At 66.2% G+C, this 21,064-nt stretch carries 22 protein-coding genes and 1 tRNA gene; 15 read left to right on the top strand and 8 right to left on the bottom strand.

What is annotated here, in order from left to right:
- Positions 1–42 precede the first annotated feature (42 nt).
- Together PCA10_RS20985 and PCA10_RS20980 are read left to right on the top strand one after the other, a co-directional pair.
- Positions 43–1,095 carry a Glu/Leu/Phe/Val dehydrogenase dimerization domain-containing protein gene (locus PCA10_RS20985; protein ID WP_016494091.1) on the top strand — a complete coding sequence of 351 codons (1,053 nt, stop codon included), beginning with the start codon at positions 43–45 and terminating at the stop codon, positions 1,093–1,095.
- A gap of 107 nt (positions 1,096–1,202) precedes the next feature.
- Positions 1,203–1,279, top strand: a tRNA-Arg gene (locus tag PCA10_RS20980).
- A 59-nt stretch (positions 1,280–1,338) separates the two neighbouring features.
- Here the strand turns inward: PCA10_RS20980 and PCA10_RS20975 are convergent.
- Positions 1,339–3,441, bottom strand: a complete 2,103-nt coding sequence (locus tag PCA10_RS20975) for a TonB-dependent receptor family protein (RefSeq protein ID WP_016494090.1) — start codon at positions 3,439–3,441, stop codon at positions 1,339–1,341.
- Between the two features lie 135 nt (positions 3,442–3,576).
- Here PCA10_RS20975 and PCA10_RS20970 point away from each other — a divergent pair, with 135 nt between their 5' ends.
- Positions 3,577–3,930, top strand: a complete 354-nt coding sequence (locus PCA10_RS20970) for a PilZ domain-containing protein (RefSeq protein WP_016494089.1) — start codon at positions 3,577–3,579, stop codon at positions 3,928–3,930.
- Between the two features lie 156 nt (positions 3,931–4,086).
- Here the strand turns inward: PCA10_RS20970 and PCA10_RS20965 are convergent, their stop codons facing one another.
- From PCA10_RS20965 to PCA10_RS20935, 7 genes are read right to left on the bottom strand one after another with little or no spacing between them, the layout of a single operon-like run.
- Entirely contained in the window at positions 4,087–6,183 is a 2,097-nt protein-coding gene (locus tag PCA10_RS20965; protein WP_016494088.1) for a flagellar biosynthesis protein FlhA, read from the bottom strand.
- Positions 6,184–6,186: 3 nt separating this feature from the next.
- On the bottom strand, positions 6,187–7,320 hold the full coding sequence (flhB, locus tag PCA10_RS20960; protein ID WP_016494087.1) for a flagellar biosynthesis protein FlhB: 1,134 nt from the start codon (positions 7,318–7,320) through the stop codon (positions 6,187–6,189).
- Positions 7,313–8,113, bottom strand: a complete 801-nt coding sequence (gene fliR / locus PCA10_RS20955; protein WP_016494086.1) for a flagellar biosynthetic protein FliR — start codon at positions 8,111–8,113, stop codon at positions 7,313–7,315. The genes flhB and fliR overlap by 8 nt, the downstream gene beginning before the upstream one ends.
- A gap of 4 nt (positions 8,114–8,117) precedes the next feature.
- On the bottom strand, positions 8,118–8,390 hold the full coding sequence (locus tag PCA10_RS20950; RefSeq protein ID WP_016494085.1) for a flagellar biosynthetic protein FliQ: 273 nt from the start codon (positions 8,388–8,390) through the stop codon (positions 8,118–8,120).
- Positions 8,391–8,398: 8 nt separating this feature from the next.
- Positions 8,399–9,148, bottom strand: coding sequence for a flagellar type III secretion system pore protein FliP (gene fliP, locus PCA10_RS20945; protein ID WP_016494084.1), 750 nt, complete (start codon positions 9,146–9,148; stop codon positions 8,399–8,401).
- The gene (gene fliN / locus PCA10_RS20940) at positions 9,145–9,513 is read right to left on the bottom strand and encodes a flagellar motor switch protein FliN (protein ID WP_016494083.1); all 369 of its coding nucleotides are present in this window, start codon (positions 9,511–9,513) and stop codon (positions 9,145–9,147) included. Before fliN ends, fliP begins: the two co-directional genes overlap by 4 nt.
- Positions 9,510–10,349: a FliM/FliN family flagellar motor C-terminal domain-containing protein gene (locus PCA10_RS20935; RefSeq protein WP_016494082.1), complete on the bottom strand. Its 840-nt coding sequence runs from the start codon at positions 10,347–10,349 to the stop codon at positions 9,510–9,512. Before PCA10_RS20935 ends, fliN begins: the two co-directional genes overlap by 4 nt.
- Positions 10,350–10,823: 474 nt before the next feature.
- On the opposite strand from PCA10_RS20935, the gene PCA10_RS20930 reads away from it, so the two are divergent.
- The 12 genes from PCA10_RS20930 to PCA10_RS20875 all read left to right on the top strand — a co-directional run bounded on the left by PCA10_RS20930 (position 10,824) and on the right by PCA10_RS20875 (position 21,063).
- Positions 10,824–12,191: a sigma-54 interaction domain-containing protein gene (locus PCA10_RS20930; RefSeq protein WP_016494081.1), complete on the top strand. Its 1,368-nt coding sequence runs from the start codon at positions 10,824–10,826 to the stop codon at positions 12,189–12,191.
- A gap of 19 nt (positions 12,192–12,210) precedes the next feature.
- Positions 12,211–12,540 carry a flagellar hook-basal body complex protein FliE gene (locus tag PCA10_RS20925; RefSeq protein WP_016494080.1) on the top strand — a complete coding sequence of 110 codons (330 nt, stop codon included), beginning with the start codon at positions 12,211–12,213 and terminating at the stop codon, positions 12,538–12,540.
- A 20-nt stretch (positions 12,541–12,560) separates the two neighbouring features.
- On the top strand, positions 12,561–14,267 hold the full coding sequence (gene fliF / locus PCA10_RS20920; protein ID WP_016494079.1) for a flagellar basal-body MS-ring/collar protein FliF: 1,707 nt from the start codon (positions 12,561–12,563) through the stop codon (positions 14,265–14,267).
- Positions 14,242–15,309: a FliG C-terminal domain-containing protein gene (locus PCA10_RS20915; RefSeq protein ID WP_041770384.1), complete on the top strand. Its 1,068-nt coding sequence runs from the start codon at positions 14,242–14,244 to the stop codon at positions 15,307–15,309. The genes fliF and PCA10_RS20915 overlap by 26 nt, the downstream gene beginning before the upstream one ends.
- Before the next feature lie 4 nt (positions 15,310–15,313).
- Positions 15,314–16,012 carry a flagellar assembly protein FliH gene (gene fliH, locus PCA10_RS20910; protein WP_016494077.1) on the top strand — a complete coding sequence of 233 codons (699 nt, stop codon included), beginning with the start codon at positions 15,314–15,316 and terminating at the stop codon, positions 16,010–16,012.
- Between the two features lies 1 nt (position 16,013).
- Complete coding sequence (gene fliI, locus PCA10_RS20905; protein ID WP_016494076.1) at positions 16,014–17,342, top strand: flagellar protein export ATPase FliI; 1,329 nt, start codon at positions 16,014–16,016, stop codon at positions 17,340–17,342.
- On the top strand, positions 17,339–17,761 hold the full coding sequence (locus PCA10_RS20900) for a flagellar export protein FliJ (RefSeq protein WP_016494075.1): 423 nt from the start codon (positions 17,339–17,341) through the stop codon (positions 17,759–17,761). Before fliI ends, PCA10_RS20900 begins: the two co-directional genes overlap by 4 nt.
- Before the next feature lie 108 nt (positions 17,762–17,869).
- A complete protein-coding gene (gene flgM, locus PCA10_RS20895; RefSeq protein WP_016494074.1) occupies positions 17,870–18,151 on the top strand; it encodes a flagellar biosynthesis anti-sigma factor FlgM in 282 nt (93 codons plus the stop codon).
- The gene (locus PCA10_RS20890; RefSeq protein WP_016494073.1) at positions 18,148–18,588 is read left to right on the top strand and encodes a flagella synthesis protein FlgN; all 441 of its coding nucleotides are present in this window, start codon (positions 18,148–18,150) and stop codon (positions 18,586–18,588) included. The genes flgM and PCA10_RS20890 overlap by 4 nt, the downstream gene beginning before the upstream one ends.
- A 441-nt stretch (positions 18,589–19,029) precedes the next feature.
- Positions 19,030–20,367 carry a flagellar filament capping protein FliD gene (fliD, locus tag PCA10_RS20885; RefSeq protein WP_016494072.1) on the top strand — a complete coding sequence of 446 codons (1,338 nt, stop codon included), beginning with the start codon at positions 19,030–19,032 and terminating at the stop codon, positions 20,365–20,367.
- Positions 20,364–20,762, top strand: coding sequence for a flagellar export chaperone FliS (fliS, locus tag PCA10_RS20880; protein WP_016494071.1), 399 nt, complete (start codon positions 20,364–20,366; stop codon positions 20,760–20,762). Before fliD ends, fliS begins: the two co-directional genes overlap by 4 nt.
- Positions 20,746–21,063 (top strand): hypothetical protein, encoded by a 318-nt coding sequence (locus tag PCA10_RS20875; RefSeq protein WP_016494070.1) that lies wholly within the window; start codon positions 20,746–20,748, stop codon positions 21,061–21,063. Before fliS ends, PCA10_RS20875 begins: the two co-directional genes overlap by 17 nt.
- Position 21,064: the final 1 nt, after the last annotated feature.

The following is a 21,064-nucleotide window of genomic DNA, read 5'->3' as shown; positions in this document are numbered from 1 at the left end:
CCAATTCCTCGCGTTGCCAACAAGAATCCAGAGGTGCCCCCCATGTCCGTCTTCACCCATGTCGAGTTCGATCATCACGAGCAGGTGGTCTTCGGCCACGACAAGGCCACCGGCCTCAAGGCCATCATCGCCATTCACAACAGCAACCTCGGCCCGGCCCTGGGCGGTTGCCGCATGTGGCCCTACCTGAACGACGAGCAGGCCCTGCGCGACGTGCTGCGCTTGTCCCGTGGCATGACCTACAAGTCCGCCCTGGCCAACCTGCCCCTCGGCGGCGGCAAGGCGGTGATCATCGGCGACCCGCACCGCGACAAGAGCGAGGCCTTGTTCCAGGCCATGGGCGATTTCGTCGACAGCCTGGGCGGCCGCTATATCACCGCCGCCGACTCCGGCACCGGCGTCACCGAAATGCGCATCATGGCCGAGCGCAGCCGCCACGTGGCCGGCGCCGGTACCCGTGAAGCCCTGGGCGGCGGCGTGCGCGACGGCAACCCCTCACCGTCCACCGCCTACGGCACCTTCGTCGGCATGCGCGTGGCGGTGCAGCACCGTCTGGGCCGCACCGACCTAAATGGCCTGCGCGTGGCCATCCAGGGCGTCGGCCAGGTGGGCTTCTCCCTGGCGCAGTACCTCAAGGACGCCGGCGCCCAGCTCTGGGTCTGCGACATCCACGACGCCAACGCCCGCCGCGCCGCCGAGCAACTGGGCGCGACCGTGGTGGGGCAGAACGAGATCTATGGCCTGGACGTGGACGTCTTCGCCCCCTGCGCCATGGGCGGCATCGTCAACCCGCAGACCCTCGAGGCCCTGCGTGCGCCCATTATCGCCGGCGCCGCCAACAACCAGCTGGCCGATGCCGGCCTGGCTGAGCAACTGCGTCGCAGCGGCATCCTCTATGCACCGGACTACGCGATCAACGCCGGCGGCATCATCGACGTCTGGTACGAGCGCAGTGGCGGCAGCGAAGCAGCGCTGCGCCAGCACATCGAAGGCATAGGCGAGACCCTGCGCGAAGTCTTCGTCCGCGCCGACGCCGAAGGCCGCACCACCACCTCGGTGGCTGATCGCCTGGCGGAAGAACGCTTCGGCCGTTGAAGTGGATGCCTCGCGGGACAGCCATCCCGCGAGGCATGACAAATCGCTCGGACGTCGCTAACATGCCGCCGTCCTCAGGACCTCGCCATCGCCGGCGAGCCCGCCGCGTCCCAGTAGCTCAATTGGATAGAGCATCCCCCTCCTAAGGGGAAGGTTGGTGGTTCGAACCCACTCTGGGACGCCATTTCGATCGATGGATCGCTCGCCGTTTCCTATCTGACGATCTCGCGGCACCCCGCCTGCCTAGTCGAAGGCATATTCCAGATGCAGCCCGGCAAACCAGGCGCGTCCGGCGCCGGCCTCGTAGAAGCGCTGGTTGCCCTCGCCGATGATCACCGAGCCCACGTAGTCGCGGTCGAACAGGTTGTCCAGGCGCAGGGTCTGGCTGAAGTTCCAGGGCCGCAGGTCCTGTTCGAAGCGCAGGTACCAGTTGGCCAGGGCGTAGCCCGGCGCGGCGCGGGCCTGGTTGCTGTCTTCCACTTCCAGGCTGCTGCGCCACTGGCCTTCCAGGCCGGTGCTGAGGCCCTTGCGCGGCAACCAGGCCAGGGTGGCGAAGAGGTTGTGCTCGGCGATGCCGGGCATGCGCCGCCCCGAGGGGATCAGCTCGCCTGCGCTTTCGAAGGCCTGGCTGTATTTGGCGTCGAGCCAGGTGTAAGCCAGCTCCAGGCGCCAGTTCTCGTCCAATGGTTGTTCCAGGCCCAGCTCCAGGCCCCGGCGGCGGGTTTCGGCGGCGTTCTGGTATTGCGTGCGGCCACCCACCGAGGCCGCCACCACCAGTTCGTCCTCGGTGAGGATGCGGAACAGCGCCGCGTTCAGCCGGCCGCCGTCCGGCAGCATGGCCTTCAGGCCCATCTCGTACTGCTCGCTGGTGGCGGGCGCCAGGTCGAAGCCGAAGCCGCCGTCCGCCCCGGAGTAGGACAGCTCGTTCAGGGTCGGGGTCTCGAAACCCCTGGCCCAGCTGGCGTAGAGATTCAGCGCCGGGGTCAGGGCGTAGGTGGCGCCCAGGCTCGGCGTGGTCTTGCGGTAGGTGACGTTGCCGCTGTCGTCGCCGTTGGCCAGGAAGTGATCGTCCACCTCGAACGCCACCTCGTTGTGCCGCACGCCCCCCAGCAATCGCCAGTCGCCGTATTCCCAGGACAGCTGCAGGTAGGGCGAGGTGCTGGTCACGTCGTCGCGCTCGTCGCGGCGCAGCGCGCCTTTCACCCCCAGGCTGTCGCCGACGAAGTTCTCGTAACCCTGGCGATCGTCGCTGGAGAGGTCATAGTCGATCCCGGCGGTGGCGGTGAGCCGGCCGGGGCCGATGTCCCAGGGTTGGATCCAGCGGCTGCCGATGCCCTGGTAGTCGCGCTTGAAGTCGATCACCCCACCGGCCTGGCGCGGGTTGGCCTGCACCGCGACCGGGATCGACTGGAACTGGATCACCCGGCGCGTACCGCTGTACAGGGTGGTCTGCCAGGTGGCATCGCCGAAGCTGCGTTCGAGGTTGAGGCCGCCCTGGCGCTGGTCCACCGTCTTGCGGGTGTTGAACCGCAGGGTGTTGGCCGATACCGAGCGTGGGTCCTGGCGATAGGCCTCCCAGGTCAGGCCCTGGGGGTCCTGGGTGTCGTTCTGGTTCAGGTCGCTGTAGATCAGCGCCAGCCGGGTATCGGCGTCGGGGTTCAGGGTCAGCTTGGCGAAGGTCTTGTCGAACTGCGCCGCGCTGTGGTCGCGGTAGCCGTCGGTCTCGAAGTGGGAACGGTTGACCAGGTAGCCGACGCGGCCGTCGCCGCCTTCGACGGTCAGGCGTTCCCGCTGGGTGCCCCAGGACCCCAGGATGGCGCCGCCGGACAACCGCGGCGGTCCCTCGCCGTCGCGGGAGAACAGCTGCACCACGCCGCCGGAGTTGCTGCCATAGGTGGTGGCGAAGGGGCCGCGCAGCACTTCGATATGGTCGATCACGTCCAGGTCGAAGCTGGAGACCTGGCCCTGGCCATCCGGCGTGGTGGCCGGAATGCCATCGCTGAGCAAGCGGATGCCGCGCACGCCGAAGGCCGAACGGGCGCCGAAACCTCGGGAGGAGAGTTGCGGTTCCTGGGCGTAGTTCTGTCGATTCTGGATGGCGAGGCCAGGCACGCCGGAGAGTTGTTCGGAGAGGTTGATCCCCGGTTGCGCCCGTTGCTGCGGATCGACCCGGTCCACCGAGAACGGCAGGTCGAAGGCTGGCGCTCGATAACGGCTGCCGCTGATCACCAGCGGGGGAGCCTCGAGGGGCTGCGGATCGGCCGCCGCCAGCGGTTCGCCGAGCAGCAGGCAGAACAGCGGGGTGCAACGGGCGAAGCGTGCGGGAGAGGCCGGTCTTGCTGTCATTTTGATGGCTTTTGATAGTCCTTGATCTGCCCTGAAGGTAGCATCGCGTGCGATGCGCCGGCTTGCATGGCCGCGCGCGAGCAGAATCAACACGCGGCCAGCCCACGGCCGCCCAGGAAAAAGAACCCTGATCAAATGCGCAAGCATAGACGCCTGACTTTCCGCCAGATCGACCGCATCCACGTCGTCAACATCCTCAGCGGCGAGCCCATGGGTTACATCGCCGACCTGTCCCTGGGCGGGCTCAGGCTGGTGAGCCCTTCACCCCTGGCACCGGGCGCCTGCTTCGAGATCCGCCTGGAAATCCCGGTGCGGGAAGGGCATTTCCGCCATGTGGATATCCACATCGTCTGCCAGTGGTCACGCAAGGACGGTACCAGCGGCCGTTTCCACATCGGCTGCGCGCTGGACCGGCCGGCGCCGGCCTTCACCGAAATGGTCGCCTCGATGCACGCGTCGCTGGGGTTCGCGCGTTCCCTGAAGGTCTGAGCGCGGCACCGGCGGGTGAATTCATCCGCATGTTCGACCCACGGGCCGCTGGCGGCCCTTCGCGAATGAATTCGCTCCTACAGAAGCCGGCCGTGCCCGGTCAGTATTCCCAGGTTCCCGTAGGGGGCGCCATGCGCAGCGGCCAGGAAGCCATCCTCAGCCCAGGGTGCCGAGGATATTCACGCCCACCTTCTCCGGAATCTCGTTCTGCGACAGCACGTGCAGCCCTGGGCTGAACACCCGGGCGTAGCGCGCCAGCAGCGGGCGCAACTGGGGCATCACGGTGAGGATGGGCGGGTGGCCTTCCTTGCGCAGCTTCTCCTTCACCACCGGCATGGCGTTCTGCAGCTGGTTGAGCAGGGCCGGCTCCACCGGAATGTTGTCCAGGCTCACCGGGCCGGCCTGCTGGGCGATGCTCAAGGCCCCCAGCAAGGTGTTCTCCAGGGCGTTCTCCAGGATGAACACGGAGATCTCGCCGCGTTCCCCGGCGATCCGCGAAACGATGCTGCGGCGTAGCGCGTAGCGCACGTCGGAGGCCAGCAACACCGGGTCCTTGGTGCTCTCGCTGCCTTCGAGCAGGGCGGTAGCGATGCTGACGATGTCCTTCAGCGGCACTTCTTCCTGCAGCAACTGGCGGAACACCCGGTGCTGCTGGGAGTAGTTCAGCTGCGCCTTGAGCGAGTCCGCGAGCTTCGGCGCCTGCAGGGCCAGGCGTTGCATCAGGTGGTCGACGTCGTCGTGCTTGAAGATGTCCGGCAGGTGTTCGCGGACCACCTTGTTCAAGTGGGTGGCCACCACGCTGGCGCAGTCGATCACCTGGTAGCCCAGGTTCAGCGCGCGGGTCTTGTCGCTGGGGAGGATCCACACCACCTGCATGCGGTAGGCCGGGTCGGTGCCGAGGATGCCGTCGACCTCGCCGTAGACTTCCGGGGAAGGGATGGCCATCAGCCGGTCGGCGTGCAGCTCGGCACCGTCGATGCGCTCGCCGTTGATATGGATGCTGTACTGCGAGGCCTTTAGCCGCAGGCTGTCACGGATCTGCACCTCCGGCAGGAGAAAGCCGAGGCTCTCCGAGAGGGTCTGGCGTACGCCTCGTACCCGCTGGGCGAGAGGCGCGCCGCTGGCCTCGCTGACCAGCCCCACCAGCTTGTAGCCCAGGGAAATGGACAGTCGCTCCACCAGCGGGATGTCTTCCCAGGCGAGGTTCTGCACGCGCTCCTGGTCCATGGCCTTGCTCATCGCCTCGACCTGTTCCAGCTGCGCCGCCTCACTCACCGGTTCGGCCTTGGACACGCGCCAGCCGATGTAGGCGATCAGCGCGGCGAAGCCGAGGAAGGCGATGTGCGGCATGCCCGGCACCAGGCCGAGCACGGTGAGGATGCCGGCCACGGTGTAGAGCACCGACGGCGAGGCGAGCATCTGCCGCTGCACCAGGTTGGTGATATCGGCCGATTCGTTGACCCGGGTGACGATGATCGCCGCCGCGGTGGACAGCAGCAGCGCCGGGATCTGCGCCACCAGGCCGTCGCCGATGGCCAGCAGGGCGTACTGCTGGAACGCGTGGCTGCCGTCCAGTCCGTGGACGAACACGCCGATGGCGATACCGCCGAAGAGGTTGATCAGCAGGATCAGGATGCCGGCGATGGCGTCGCCGCGAACGAACTTCGAGGCCCCGTCCATGGCACCGTAGAAGTCGGCTTCCTTGGCCACTTCCTGGCGGCGGGTCTTGGCTTCTTCCTGGGTGATGATGCCGGCGTTGAGGTCGGCGTCGATGGCCATCTGCTTGCCGGGCAGGGCGTCCAGGGTGAAGCGCGCGGTCACCTCGGAGATCCGCTCGCCGCCCTTGGTGACGACCATGAAGTTCACGATCATCAGGATCACGAACACGATCAGGCCGACGATGAAGTTGCCGCCGATCACCACCTCGCCGAAGGCCTCGATCACCTTGCCCGCGGCGCCGGTGCCGGTGTGGCCGTCCAGCAGCACCACGCGGGTGGAGGCCACGTTCAGCGACAGGCGCAGCAGGGTGGTGACCAGGATCACCGTCGGCAGCAGGGAGAAGTCCAGCGGCCGCTTCGACGACACGCTCACCATCAGCACCAGGATCGCCATGCCGATGTTGAAGGTGAACAGCGCGTCCAGCAGCAGCGGCGGCAGCGGCAGGATGATCATCGCCAGGATCGACAGGATCACCAGCGGAATGCCGATGCGCCCGCTGCTCAGGGTGGGGGTCAGTTGCTGGAGTAAACGCATGGGTCAGTCCCTGTTCAGCAGGTCTTCGGGAATCGGGAGGTTCCTGGCCAGCTCGGGTTTGTCGCGGCGTCCCTGGCGCCACGCCTTGAGCTGGAGGATGTAGGTCAGCACGTGGGCCACGGCGCGGTAGAGCTGCATCGGGATCTGCTGGTTGACCTGGGTGGTGAAGTAGATGGCGCGGGCCAGGGGCGGCGCTTCCACCACCTCCAGGTCATGGGCCTGGGCCATCTTGCGGATGTACAGCGCGGTCTCGTCCACGCCACGGGCGATCACATAGGGTGCCTGGGCCTTCTTCGGGTCGTACTTGAGCGCCACCGCGAAGTGCACCGGGTTGACCACCACCACGTCGGCGTTCTTGATCACCCTGTTGATCTGCCGCTGCACCAGCTGCCGTTGCAGCTGCTTGATGCGCGACTTCACTTCCGGGCTGCCTTCCTGGTTCTTGTGCTCTTCCTTGCGCTCCTGCTTGGTCATGCGCATTTTCTTCATGAAGAAGAACCGCTGCAGCGGGATGTCGATCAGTGAAAAGACCACGAACACCAGCAAAAGCGAGAGCGTCGCGTCGAAGGCCAGGCCGAAGGCGCCGCGCAGGGCCTCGTGCAGGTTGCCGCGCTGCAGGGCGATCAGCTGGGGCAGGGCGTCGCCCAGTTGCCACCAGGCCACCAGGCCCAGCACCGCGATCTTCACCAGGGACTTCAGCAGCTCCGCCAGGTTCTGCAGGGAGAACATCCGCCCGAAGCCGGCGATGGGGTCGAGCTTGGACAGCTTGGGGTAGAAGTTCTTCGCGGCGAACACCCAGCCGCCGGAGAGCAGCGACAGCGCCACCACCAGCAACGGCGTGAGCAGCAACGGCAGGAGCAGCTGCATGAACAGCAGCAGGCCGTGGCCCATTACCAGGCGCAGGTCCTCCAGGCTGATCTCGCTGCGCGAGAGGTCCACCCAGCTCTGGCTGAACACGCTTTGAAGGCCATCCTGCAGCCAGCCGAGGCTGAACTTCAGCACCAGCAGGGTGGCCAGCAGGGAGAGGGTGGTGGAGAGGTCCTTGGAGCGGCTGACCTGGCCTTCCTCGCGGCTCTTCTTGAGCTTCTGCTGGGAGGCCTCTTCGGTTTTTTCCTGGGCGCTGCTTTGCTCAGCCATTGCGCCCCTCCACGAGGATGCGGCCGAGGTTGTCCAGCAGCTCGCGAGTCAGGTGCAGGTAGCTTTCCGGTAGGTTCGGCAGGGTCAGCTGGATGCACATCAGGCCAGCGATGATCGCCATGGGAAAGCCCAGGGAGAACAGGTTCATCGCCGGCGAGATGCGGTTCAGCAGGCCGAAGCAGAACTGCAGCAGGCTCATGCAGAACACCAGGGGCAGGGACACCAGCACCGCCGCCGAGAACACCCAGCCGAGGGACTGCAGCACCGCCTGCAGCCCGCTGTAGTGCAGTCCGCTGCCCACCGGCCAGTAGATGAAGCTCTGGAACAGGATGCTCACCACCAGCAGGTGGCCGTCGATGGCGAAGAACAGGAACACCAGCAGGATGAAGTAGAGCTGGAAGATGATCGACGACGAAGACACCCCGTTCACCGGGTCGTTGAACAACGCCATGCTCAGGCCCAGCTGGGTGGCGATCACATCGCCGACCATGCCGAAGATGGCGAACACCAGCATCAGCGCCAACCCCAGCAGCAGGCCGAAGGCGACCTGCTCCAGGGCGGTGAGCAGGCCCCGCGCCGACAGCGGCTCGATGGCGGGCATCGGCGGCAGGGCGGCGGCCAGGGCCAGGGTCAGGGCCAGCGCCAGGAGCACGCGCAGGCGCGCCGGCAAGGCCTTGTGGCTGAACAGCGGGGCGATGCCGAACACCGCCATGATCCGGCAGAACGGCCACCAGTAGCTCTGCAACTGGTGCAGGTACTGGCTCAATTGCAGGATCGCGTCGTTGCCCGCCATGCCATCAGCCGACCAGCCGGCCCGCCTGCTTGAAGGACTCGATGAACAGGTCGCTCAGGGTCCGCAGGATCCAGTTGCCGGCGAACACCAGCATGCCGAGGGTGATCAACAGGCGCGGCAGGAAGCTCAGCATCTGCTCGTTGATCTGCGTGGCGGCCTGGAAAATGCTGATCAGCAGGCCGCCGATCAGGCTCGGCACGATGAGCACGCAGACCACCAGGGTGGTGATGTGCACGGCGTTGGAGACGATGCCGACGGCGGTATCGGGGGTAAGCATGGTCGACCTCAGAACGGCTGCACGCTGGTGGTCAGGGTGCCCATCATCAGGGCCCAGCCGTCCACGAGGACGAACACCATCAGCTTGAAGGGCAGGGAAATCATCATCGGCGAAAGCATCATCATGCCCATCGCCATCAGCACACTGGCTACCACCAGGTCGATCACCAGGAAGGGCACGAAGATCATGAAGCCGAGCTGGAAGGCGGTCTTCAGCTCGCTCAGCACGAAGGACGGCAGCAGCAGGGAGAAGTCCAGCTCCTCCAGCTTGTCCGGCATCTTCTCGCCGGCCAGCGACACCATGGTTTCCAGGGAGTTGCGGTTGGTCTGCGCCAGCATGAAGTGCGACAGGGTGGTCTTGGCCCGCTCCAGGCCCTCTTCCAGGGAAATGGCGTCGGCCTCGAAGGGCTGGTAGGCCGTGCTGTACATCTCCTGCCAGACCGGGCGCATCACCAGCAGCGTCATGATCAGCGCGATGCCCACCAGCACGTTGTTCGGCGGGCTCTGCTGCAGGCCGATGGCCTGGCGCAGGATGGCCAGCACGATGACGAAGCGGGTGAAGCAGGTCATCAGCATGAGCATGGCCGGCAGGAAGCCCAGCAGCGTCATGACGATCAGGATCTGCAACTTGACGCTGAATGCCTGGCCGTTTTCCGTCTGGTTCAGGTTGAACAGTGTGATGTCGCCACCCGCGGCCTGGGCCAGCAGCGGCGCGCAGCCGGCCAGCAGCAGGGCGAGACAGGCCAGGCGACGGATCATGCCGGCAGTTCGTTGAAGCGGTTGCTGTTCAGCTCGACGATGCGCAGGCCGTAGTTGCCGTTCATCACCACCACCTCGGCCTTGGCGAAGAGCGCGCCGTTGACCTTCACGTCCAGGGGCTCGCCGGCCAGCTTGTCGAGGATGATCACGCTGCTGGTGTCCACCTCCATCAGCTCCTTGAGGGAGATCTCCACCGAGGCCACCTCCAGGGTGACGTTCACCGGGATCTTGCCGAAGAAGCTCATGTCCGGGCGTGGCGCCTGGCTGGCGATCGGCTCGAGGGTCTCGGCCAGGGCGCTGTCCAGGCCCAGGCCGTCGTCGTTGATCAGGGAGTCGAAATCGTTATCGGAAACCGGGCTGCTCATGGGGTCTTCACACTCTCGATGGACGTCAGGAACAAGGTGCCATCGTCTTCGAAAATGGCTCCACGGAAGAGGGGTTGCTGGTTCACGCGCACGTCGACGCGTTCCTTCAGGCGCAGGCTGAGGATGTCCCCCACCTGCAACCCGAGCACCTGGGCGAGCGGCATGCGCGCCTGGGCCAGTACGCAGTCCAGGCGCACCGGCAGGTGCTTGATGTTGTCCAGGGGGTCGCCGGCCAGGCGCGGTGGCGGGGGGCCTTTGATCAGGCTCGTGAGCTGGTCGGTCAGCTCGGCGTCCAGGTAGATGTAGAGCGACGATTCGCTGCCGGTGAGGTGGCTGGTGTAGCGCAGCTCGGCCACGTACTCCCAGAGGGTTTCCTCATAGGCGTTGTCGAACCGTTCGAGTTCGCCGAAGCCGGCGCCGGTCACCAGGGTGCGGCCGAAGATCCGGCAGATATCCAGGCCAAGGCGCTCACGCATCCGCTGCTCGGACGTGCTGACCGGTGTCTCTTCGTGGCTGGGCAGGCTGGTGCCGCCGTAGTAGCACTCCAGCGCTTCGCCGAGCAGGGCGCGATCGATGGCGAAACCCACCTTGCCCAGTACCGAGCGATAGATGCACTCGACCGGTTGCGGCGGCTGTTCGAAAACATCCACCTTGTTCAATTCGAGGTTTATTCGATAACTGCGCAGGAAGTAGTCGCTGATGATTCGCGGATACTTTCTCGCGGTTTCCTTTATATGTTGGGGAATCCGATGGTGGTGCCGCCCCAACTTTTGTGGCTTCAGGCGTATGAGGCTATCGGCGGGCACGCCATGATGGACTTTGGAGTTGCCAGTCATACTGAAGATTCGTAATTCCAGGTTTGCACCACAGTGCGTTTGGCGAACGCCAGAATGTCTCGGCCGAAGACATCTCTTGCGCCGACGTGCTGCTCCTTGCCAATTGCGCTGGAAATCTCACGCATCCATCGCAAGCTTGGCCACTGGCGGCGCCATTGTAGGGCTGCAGCTTTTCTGGGTTTAAATCAAGAGCTGTCAAAAGCTATCTTTTGATCTTTGATTTGGACTTTTGACGGTAAATAAGCGGGGTTTGATAGGGGTTTTACGGCGTACTCGTTATTGTGCGCGAACCTATGCCGGCGGGTGGCCACCAGAGAGTGGTATGGAATTGCCGGATACAGAGTTAAGGCGACCGTTCAAGCAGAAAGTTCAAATTTATTTCGAAATTATTTCGAAGTTGCAGAGTGCCGGGTTGGCGCAAGGGAAAGATGCAGGTGATATGCGATGAATAGCCAAAGTCAGGCGCTGTCCCGAATGGAACAAGGGCTGCTCGGACAAGTCCCGGCATTACAGCAAGTCGCGGTTATCGGTTGTGCCGAACAATGCCGCGCGCTGCTCGACGGGCTGCGTCGCCAGGGCTGCCGGGTGGCGCTGTTCGCCGACCTTGAAGCGGTGGACGCCGCCGACCTGGCCGACGCCGACCTGGCCTTCGTCTTCGCCAGCCAGCAGCCCGCCCAGGCGCTTTATGCGCGCGTCGGTGCGCTGCTGCGGCAAGCGCCCCAACTCAGCCTGGTGCCGCTGGTGGAATACGCCGACCAGGAGAAGGCCGCGACCCTGCTGGAGCTGGGCTGCATCGACTACCTGCTGACCCCCTTCAGCGGTACCCAGCTCAGCGCCTTGCTGCAGCGCCAGGCCCAGGCCCGCGCCGCCCAGGACGAATTCGTCTGCTGCTCCCAGGCCGGGCGTCGCCTGCTGGCCATGGCCCAGCGCGTGGCGCCGACCCGCGCGCCGATCCTCATCAGCGGCGAGACCGGCACCGGCAAGGAGCTGATGGCGCGCTACATCCATCGATTCTCCGCGACGCCGGGCGCCCCCTTCATCGCGGTGAACTGCGCGGCCATTCCCGAAGCCATGCTCGAATCCATCCTGTTCGGCCACGAGCGCGGCGCGTTCACCGGTGCCGTGACCGCGCAGCCGGGGAAGTTCGAACTGGCCAACGGCGGCACCCTGCTGCTGGACGAGATCGGCGAATTGCCGCTGAACCTGCAGGCCAAGTTGCTGCGGGTGCTGCAGGAGCAGCGCGTCGAGCGCCTGGGTGGACGCAGGGAAATCGAACTGGACGTGCGCATAGTCGCCGCCACCAACCGTGACCTGCAGGACGAAGTGGCGGCGGGGCGCTTCCGCGCCGACCTGATGTTCCGCCTCGACGTGTTGCCCCTGCACATCGCCCCGCTGCGCGAGCGCAAGGACGACGTGCTGCCCCTGGCGCGGCGCTTCATCCGCAAGTACGCCCCCCAGGACGCCCAGCACGACCTGCTCACCGACAGCGCCTGCCAGGCCCTGCTGGCCCACGACTGGCCGGGCAACGCCCGCGAGCTGGAGAACTGCCTGCAGCGGGCCCTGGTCCTGCGCAATGGCTTGTTCATCCAGCCGCGCGACCTGGGCCTGGCCGCCGTCGAAGGCCAGCCCCAGACCCCGGGCGTGCAGCCGGTAGCGGCCGTGGAAGGCCGCGCCGCCCTGCGCGCCAGCGGCAAGCTCGCCGAATACCAGCACGTGCTGGACACCATTCGCCGTTTCGGCGGCCACAAGACCAAGGCCGCCGAAAGCCTGGGCATGACGCCCCGGGCCTTGCGCTACCGCCTCAACGCCATGCGCGAGCAAGGCCTGCAGGTACAGCTCTGACCCTTCCTGGAGAACAAGCATGAGTTCGATCACACAGGTCCAGCAGGACATGCTGGCGCGCATGGGGCAGTTCGCCGAACTGGCCGGCGGCGACGCCGTGCGCCCGGCCTCCCTGCCGATGGCCGAGGCCGGTGGCTTCGGCGAGTCCTTCGAGTCCGCCCTGCGCGCGGTGGATGCCGAGCAGCACCGCTCCAGCCAGGCCATGGAGGCGGTGGACAGTGGCCGCAGCGACGACCTGGTGGGCGCCATGGTGCAGAGCCAGAAGGCCAGTGTGTCCTTCAGCGCCCTGATGCAGGTGCGCAACAAGCTGGCCTCGGCCTTCGACGACGTCATGAGAATGCCGCTCTGAGCGGCGCGGGAAGCTGAATCGTGCTGCAGTTGATCAAGAGCAAGTTGCCCGAGGGCGGCTTCAAGCCCGACCCACGCCTGACCCTGCTGGCCATGGCCGGCGCCGCCGCGCTGCTGGCCGTCGGCACCGTCTTCTGGCTCTGGCGCGACCAGGGCGCGTTCAAGCCCTTGTATGGCGCCGGCGAAGCCTTCCCGGCCGCCGAAGTGATGCAGGTGCTGGACACCGAGGGCCTGGCCTACCGCATTCATCCGCAGAGCGGCCAGGTGCTGGTGAGCGATCAGGACCTGGCGCGAGCGCGCATGCTGCTGGCGGCCAAGGGCGTGAAGGTCTCGGTGCCGCCGGGCTACGAGCTGTTCGACAAGGACGAGCCCCTGGGCACCAGCCAGTTCGTCCAGGACGTGCGCCTCAAGCGCAGCCTGGAAGGCGAGCTGGCGCGCACCATAATGGCCGTCAAGGGGGTGAAGTCCGCCCGGATCCACCTGGCCCAGGAAGAAGCCACCTCCTTCGTGGTCAACCGCCGCTCGCCGCCCAAGGCCTCGGTGATGCTCACCCTCGATCCGGGCACCCGGCTCAAGCCGGAGCAGGTCGGCGCCATCGCTAACCTGGTGGCCAACAGCGTGCCGCAGCTCAAGCCCGAAGACGTCAGCGTGGTCGACCAACTGGGCTCGCTATTGTCCCGTGGCCTCAATGCCTGGGGCGGGCCGGGGCAGAACTGGGAAGTGATCGACGACTACCAGCAGAAGGCCGTGGCCAACGTCGAGGAAGTCCTGGCGCCGGTGCTGGGCGCGGGCAACTACCGCATCAGCGTCGCCGCCGACATGGACTTCAGCCAGAAGGAAGAAACCTTCCAGGCCTACGGCGAGACCCCGCGCATGCGCAGCGAAGTGCAGCGCAACGAAGCCACCCTCGACCAGCTCGCCCTCGGCGTGCCCGGCTCCCTGAGCAACCGCCCGCCGCCGGCGCCGCCGCAACAGCCCCAGGGCACGCCGGCCGCGCAGCCCGGCCAGCCCCAGGCGGGCAACAGCGACGTGCAGACCGAGAACAAGGCGGCCACCTCCACGCGCAACGAAACCACGCGGCAGAACGACTTCGACCAGAGCGTCACCCATATCCGTCATGCGTCCTACGCCCTGCGTCGGCAGAGCGTGGCCGTGGTGCTCAACGCCGCCACCGCGCCGGAAGGCGGCTGGACCCCTGATGCCCGCGCCCAGCTGGAAGCCACGGTGAAGAGCGCCGTGGGCTTCGACGCCCAGCGCGGCGATGAACTGACCCTGAGCGTCTTCCCCTTCACCCAGCCGGTGCTCAGCGAGGACACGGCGGCCTGGTGGGAAAGCGGCGCCTTGCAGGAGTGGATCAAGCTCGGCCTGCTGGGCCTGGTCAGCCTGCTGCTGCTCCTGCTGGTGGTGCGTCCGGCGGTCCGCCACCTGACCCGCACACCGGAGGCGCCCATGGGCCTGGAGGCACTGGACAGCCCCGAGGCGCTGGCCGCGCTGCCGCGCCATGAGGCCGAACGCCTGCTGGGGCGCAGCGCCTTGGCCGAGCAGGGCGGTGGCAGCGTGTTCGGCGAGCTGAACCCGCTGTCGGAAATCCGCCTGCCGGCACCGGGCTCCGGCCTGGAGCTGCAGATCGAGCACCTGCAGATGCTCGCCCACAACGACCCCGAGCGCGTCTCGGAGGTGATCAAGCATTGGATCGGCCGGAATGAGAGAAGCCATGAGCCAGCCTGATGAAGGGGCGCTGCCCTCGGTCAAGGACCTGAAGAAACGCACCGTGCAGTTGCGCTCGGTCAGCTCGCTGGAGCAGGCGGCGATCCTCATGCTGAGCATGGGCGACGACATCTCCGCGGGGGTGCTGCGGCATTTCACCCGCGAAGAGATCATCGCCATCAGCCAGGCCATGGCGCGCCTGTCCAACGTCAAGCAGCCGATGGTGTCCGATGTGATCGGCCGCTTCTTCGACGACTACAAGGAGCAGAGCAGCATCAAGGGTGCGTCCCGTGGCTACCTCTCCGGCATGCTCGGCAAGGCACTGGGCAGCGACATCACCCGCAGCCTGCTGGACAGCATCTACGGCGAGGAAATCCGCGCCAAGATGGCCAAGATGGAGTGGCTCGATCCCAAGCAGTTCGCCGCCCTGATCGCCAAGGAGCACGCGCAGATGCAGGCGGTGTTCCTCGCCTTCCTGCCGCCGTCCATGGCCACCGAGGTCCTCGAAGCCATGCCGCCGACGCGCCAGGACGAACTCCTGTACCGCATCGCCAACCTGTCCGAGGTCAACAGCGATGTCATCCGCGAGCTGGAACAACTGATCGACCGCAGCCTCAACGTCCTCACCACCCAGGGTTCCCAGGTGCGCGGGGTGAAGCAGGCGGCGGACATCCTCAACCGCTTCAAGGGCGACCGCAACCAGATGTTCGAGCTGCTGCGGGCCCACAACAACGACCTGGTGACGCGGATCGAAGACGAGATGTACGACTTCTTCATCCTCTCCCGGCAGAACCAGGACGTGCTGCAGACCCTGCTGGAGGTCATCCCGCTGGACGAGTGGGTGGTGGCCCTGAAAGGCGCCGAGCCCGAGCTGGTGCGCGCCATCCAGGCCGCCATGCCCAAGCGCCAGGCGCAGCAGATGGAGTCCATCAACCGCCGCCAGGGCCCGGTGCCCCTGAGCCGCGTCGAGCAGGTACGCAAGGACATCATGGCCGTGGTCCGCGAGATGGCCGCCGAAGGCGAGCTGCAACTGCAACTGTTCCGCGAACAGACGGTGGAGTAGGGCGATGACGGTCAGGGTGATCAAGTCAGCGGGAGTGGCCTGGCGGGCCTATCGCTTCCCGCCGCGTTCGCGCGTGCTGCCGGGTGAGGGCACCGAATGGGAAAGCGACCCGGCGGCGCGCCAGCGCGCGGTGGCCGACGGTTTCCAGGAAGGCATCGAGCGTGGCTTCCAGGAAGGCCTCGCCGAGGGGCGCGAAGCCGGCCAGCGCGAAGGGCTGGAACGCGGCCGCCAGGAAGGCCTGCGCATGGGCCGGGAAGAGGGCCGCCAGCTCGGCCAGCAACAGTTCGAGGAAGCCGGTCGGCCCCTGCGGGTGGTGGCAGACGAGTACCAGCGTTTCCTCCAGGCGTTCGAGCAGTCGCGTCGCCAGGAACTGCTGGAGATGGTGAAGAAAGTGTCCAAGCAGGTGATCCGCTGCGAACTGACCCTGCATCCCACCCAGCTGCTCAGCCTGGCCGAGGAAGCCCTGGCGGCCATGCCCGGGGACCCGGGCGAGGTGCAGATCCTGCTCAACCCCGAGGAGTGCGCGCGAATCCGCGACCTCGCGCCGGAGCGCGCCGAAGCCTGGCGCCTGGTGCCGGACGAGCGCCTGGCCCTGGGCGAGTGCCGGGTGGTGACCGCCCAGGCCGAGGCCGATATCGGCTGCCAGCAGCGCCTGGACTCGTGCATGGATGCCCTGGCGGGCCACCTGCAGGGCGAGGACTGAAATGAGCGCGCGGGAATCCTTCAACCTGGACGAGGCCCTGCGCTCACTCGACGGCGTCCAGCTGGCCAAGGTCAGCGGCCGCCTGGTGCGGGTTTCCGGGATGCTCCTGGAGAGCCTCGGCTGCCGCCGCATGACCGGCCAGCGCTGCCTGGTGGAACTGGCCGACGGCAGCATGCTGGAGGCCCAGGTGGTGGGCTTCAATCGCGATATCACCTACCTCATGCCCTTCAAGAAACCGGTGGGGCTGACCTCCGGCTCGCGGGTCTTCCCAGCCCGCGACCAGGCCCTGCTGCAGATCGATTCGAGCTGGCTCGGGCGCGTGGTCAACGGCCTCGGCGAGCCCCTCGATGGCCTCGGCAAGCTGGCTGGGCGCGACCCGTTGCCGGCCGAGCTACCCTCGGTCAACCCGCTGCGCCGGCGACCGGTGAGCGAGCCGCTGGACGTCGGCGTGCGCGCCATCAACGCCATGCTGACCTTGGGCAAGGGCCAGCGGGTCGGCCTGTTCGCCGGCAGTGGCGTGGGCAAGAGCGTGCTGCTGGGCATGATCACCCGGCAGACCAAGGCCGACGTGGTGGTGGTGGGGCTGATCGGCGAGCGTGGCCGCGAAGTGCAGGAATTCCTCCTCCACGCCCTCGGCCCGGAAGGCCTGAAAAAGGCGGTGGTGGTGGTGGCTCCGGCCAACGAGTCACCGCTGATGCGCTTGAAGGCCACCGAACTCTGCCATGCCATCGCCGCCTATTTCCGCGACCAGGGCAACGACGTACTGCTGCTGGTGGACTCCCTGACCCGCTATGCCATGGCCCAGCGCGAGATCGCCCTGGCCCTGGGCGAACCGCCTGCCACCAAGGGTTATCCGCCTTCGGTGTTCGGCCTGCTGCCGGAGCTGGTGGAAAGCGCCGGCAACGGGGAAAACGACAAGGGCAGCCTCAGCGCCATCTACACGGTACTGGCCGAAGGCGACGACCAGCAGGACCCGATAGTCGACTGTGCCCGCGCCATCCTCGACGGCCACATCGTGCTCTCAAGGCGCCTGGCCGATGTCGGCCATTACCCGGCCATCGACATCGCCGCCTCGGTCAGCCGCTGCATGAGCCAGGTGTCCCAGCCGCGCCATCTGGCGGCGGCGCGCCAGCTGAAGGAGTTCAGCGGCACCTACGACAAGATCAAGGAACTCATCCCGTTGGGGGGCTATACCCCGGGCATGGACATGAAGACCGACCGCGCGGTGCAACTGGCGCCGGCCATCGAGCGCTTCCTGCGCCAGGACGTGGGGGAGGGCGCCGAACTGGACGCCTGCATCACCGCGCTCAGAGGGTTGGCCGGGGCATGAAGGAGCAGATCGAGGTGCTCTCGCGCCTGGCCGGCCTGCGTGGGGTGAAGGTCCGCGAGATACTCGGGCGGGTCAACTACCAGCGCAACCTGTGCCAGCGCTACCGCAACAACATCGCCGGCCTCGGCAAGCTGTGCGGCTTCAGCTCGCCGGTCAGCACCCCACTGCAGCGCAGCAACCAGCAGCAGTACAAGCTCACCCTGCACAAGATGCTGCAACTGCAGAAGGTGGAACTCTCGGTGGCCGAGCAGACGCTGGCGCGCATCCAGGACGAACTGCTGGCGGCCATGCGCAGCGAGAAGCTGCTGGCCCAGGTCATCGACGGGCGCCTGCAGGAGTGGCAACAACTGCTTGCCCGGCAGGAGCAGCAAATCCAGGATGGGCTCGCCAGCCAGGCCTGGTGGCGTTCTCACGAATGAGGTCTGATGCGTGGAGAGTGAATAGAGGAAAATTTCTTTCCGCCGCACTTAAGTCCCGCTTTGATGCGGTCGCCTGTATGGCAGTAACCCGATGATCTGGACGCAATCATGGAAATCAGCAGGCATTTGAAATCCGTCGCGGCCGCCCAGGCCGAAGCCGCCGACACGCTTCGCCAGGAGCCGCCGAAGGCTGCCCGCGAGGCCGCCACCAGCCGCCCGCCGGAGAAGCTGCAGCTCGACCAGATGCAGCAGACCCTGCGCGAGATGCCCGACGTCGATCTCGCCCGCATCGAGGAAATCCGCCAGGCCCTGCGCAGCGGTGGTATCGAGACCGACGCCCGTTCCCTGGCCGCGAGCATCCTCGGCTACCACACCGGCAGCGAGTCGTGACCCGTCGCGACAAGCTGCTGCACCTGGTGGAATGCGAGATCCAGCAGGATGGCGTCGACTACCTGGCATTGCGCGGCTTGATGCAGGCCCTCTACGGACACCTGCTGGAACGTGACAACCTCGAGATCGACCAGCACAACCGCGACATCCTCCGGCTGGTGGACGACATCGCCGCGCGCGCCGAGCGCCGCACCAAGGTCCTCGCCGCCTTCGGCTTCGAGCCCGGGCTGGCCGGTATGGCTGCGCTGCTGACCCACTTCCCCGGGCGTCGCGGCGAGCAACTGCAGCAGGCCTGGCAACGGCTCGGCCAACTCGCCAGCCAGTGCAAGCGCCTGAACGAACGCAACGGCAAGCTGCTGGCGATGCACCACGACATCCTCGCCCAGCTCCTCGGCACCGGCGCCGGTCCCCAGCTCTATACCCAGCAGGGGTATTGAGCGGAGCAGCCCCACGGGCTGCTTTCGCGAATGAATTCGCTCCTACAGGAAAAGCACTCATCTGCGTGCCCGCACGTACTGCCCCCTCTCCCGTCGGGAGAGGGTTGGGGTGAGGGCAGCCAGTCTTCGCTGGGAGTCCGCAGGGCAGACCTGCGGTCCGCTTTCGCGAATGAATTCGCTCCTACAGGAAAGCACCCATCTGTGTGCCCGAACGAATTCACCCTCATCGCCACGACACTCCCTTAACGAATCCCTCCGCCAGGTCGCCTTTGCCAGGTACCACTCCCACCGACGGGGTGCGGAAACGGCCTTTCCCCTTGTCGCCCGGTTGCGTCCAGGAGGAAGTCCAGCTTCTCCCTATCCGGGCTGAAAGCCGCATGAATACTGGCTATCGGCCATTGGCATCGAACTTGCTCTTCAAGGCTCAAGGGGTATCACGACATGGCTATAGATTCCGATTACGTAAAGCAGATGGCATCGCAGCTGGCCAACTATGAAGTGCAGTCCGCGCTGACCAAGGCCAACCGCAACCAGACCGCCTACAAGTCCCAACTGACCGCGGTGACCACGCTGGATACCGCGCTCAAGAGCTTCTCCTCGGCGATCAAGGGGCTGAAGAGTTCCTCCACCAGCATGCTGGTGAACAAGGCCACCTTCAGCAAGGAAGGCGTGGCCACCGCCACCGTGGGGCCCAAGGCCGTGTCGGGCAGCTACCAGTTCTTCGTCGAGCAGCTGGCCAGCTCTCACCAGGTGGCGCTGCAGGGCCTGACCACTGACGACATCGATACCCAGGGCGAGCTGACCATCGGCCAGGATGGCAAGTCGTTCAAGATCAACCTCGCCAGCATCGACACCGACGGCGACGGCAAGAACTCCCTGGACGAACTGGCCGCGGCCATCAACGCCGCCACCGACAACACCGGGGTCAAGGCCAGCCTGCTGCGCAGCAATGGCCAGGTGTCCCTGGTGCTGGGCGCGGAGAAGAGCGGGGCGGCCAACGCCATCAGCCTGTCCCTGTCCGGGACCGACAGCGCGAGCAGCGTGTTCGAGAATGCCGTGGCCAACCGCACCGAACTGTCGGCGGCCAAGGATGCGCGGGTTCGCCTGGGCGGCGAGACCGGCATGCTGCTGACCAACGCCAGCAACACCTTCGACAGCCTGATCGACGGCGTCAGCCTCACCTTCAACCAGACCCACAAGTCCGGCGATCAGCCCCTGCAGGTGGACATCGGCCAGGACCAGGCCGGTACCTCGGACCAGGTGAAAAAGTTCGTCGATGCCTTCAACACCCTGATGGGCACCTTCGACACCTTGACCGCCAGCGGTGGCGAGGATGGCAGCACCCGTGGCGTCCTGGCCGGCGACTCCGGCGTGCGCGCCATCGAGAGCATGCTCAACCAGCTGGTGCGCAAGGAGTTCGGCGGCGCGACCCTGATCAACTTCGGCATCAGCGCCGACCGCAACGGCAAGCTGAGCATCGACGCCGCTCGCTTCGAGAAAGCCGTGGCCGCCGATCCCCAGGGCCTGGAACAACTGTTCCGCGACAAGGACAGCCTGCTCGACTCGGTGGACAAGAGCCTCTCGGTCTACACCAGCAGCGTCAACGGGCTGATGAAGAACCGCAAGGAGTCGCTGAACCTGAACCTCAAGCGCGTCGACCAGCAGTTCGATGCCATCGAGAAGCAGTACGACAACTACTACAACCGCTACCTGAAGCAGTACACCAGCATGATGCAGATTATGGATTCCATGTCCCAGACCAGCGGGATGTTCCAATGAGCGGCTACGACATGACGGACAGCTACAACAGCTACCGCTCCATCGACCTGGAGGCCAAGGCCGCCGCCGCCTCGCCCTACGAGCTGGTGCTGGTGCTGTTCGACGGCCTGCTCGACGAGCTGGCCCGCGCCCGTGGCCATATCGAACACAAGCGCTTCCAGCAGAAGGGCCAGTCCCTGGAGAAGTGCCTGAACATCCTCAATGGCCTCAACGGCGCCCTCGACTACGAGGGCGGCGGCGAGGTGGTGCAGGGCATCGCGCGCCTCTACGACTACTGCATCTATCGCCTCTCCGATGTCAGCGTGACCCTGTCCCTGGAAGGCCTGGACGAAGTGGTGCACCTGCTCGGCACGTTGCGCGAGGGGTGGGAGGGCGTGAGTGCAACCCGCCGTTGAAATCCGCCGGGTGCGCGAACTGCACGCCCAGCTGGACCTGGCCCTGCGCTCCCAGGACTGGGACGCGGTGAGCCGCGCCGACCTCGCCATCCGCCAGTACTTGCAGGCCCAGGCTGGGCGCAACGACCTGGCGACGGACGTGACGGAGGCGCGGCGCTGGCTGAAGGCGCTGCACGATCGCGCCATGCAGGCCTGCGCCGACGAATGCGAGCGGCTGCGCCGCCTGATGTTGAACCACCTGGAGTACGCCGAGGGACGTTCGGCCTATATGCAGGTGGAGGCTTACCTTGGAGGGCAATAGG

Origin of the sequence: Pseudomonas resinovorans NBRC 106553 (assembly GCF_000412695.1) — a bacterium.
Taxonomy (GTDB): domain Bacteria; phylum Pseudomonadota; class Gammaproteobacteria; order Pseudomonadales; family Pseudomonadaceae; genus Metapseudomonas; species Metapseudomonas resinovorans_A.
The sequence above is the reverse complement of the archived record's forward strand: the minus strand, read 5'-3'. Positions and strand labels throughout refer to the sequence as shown.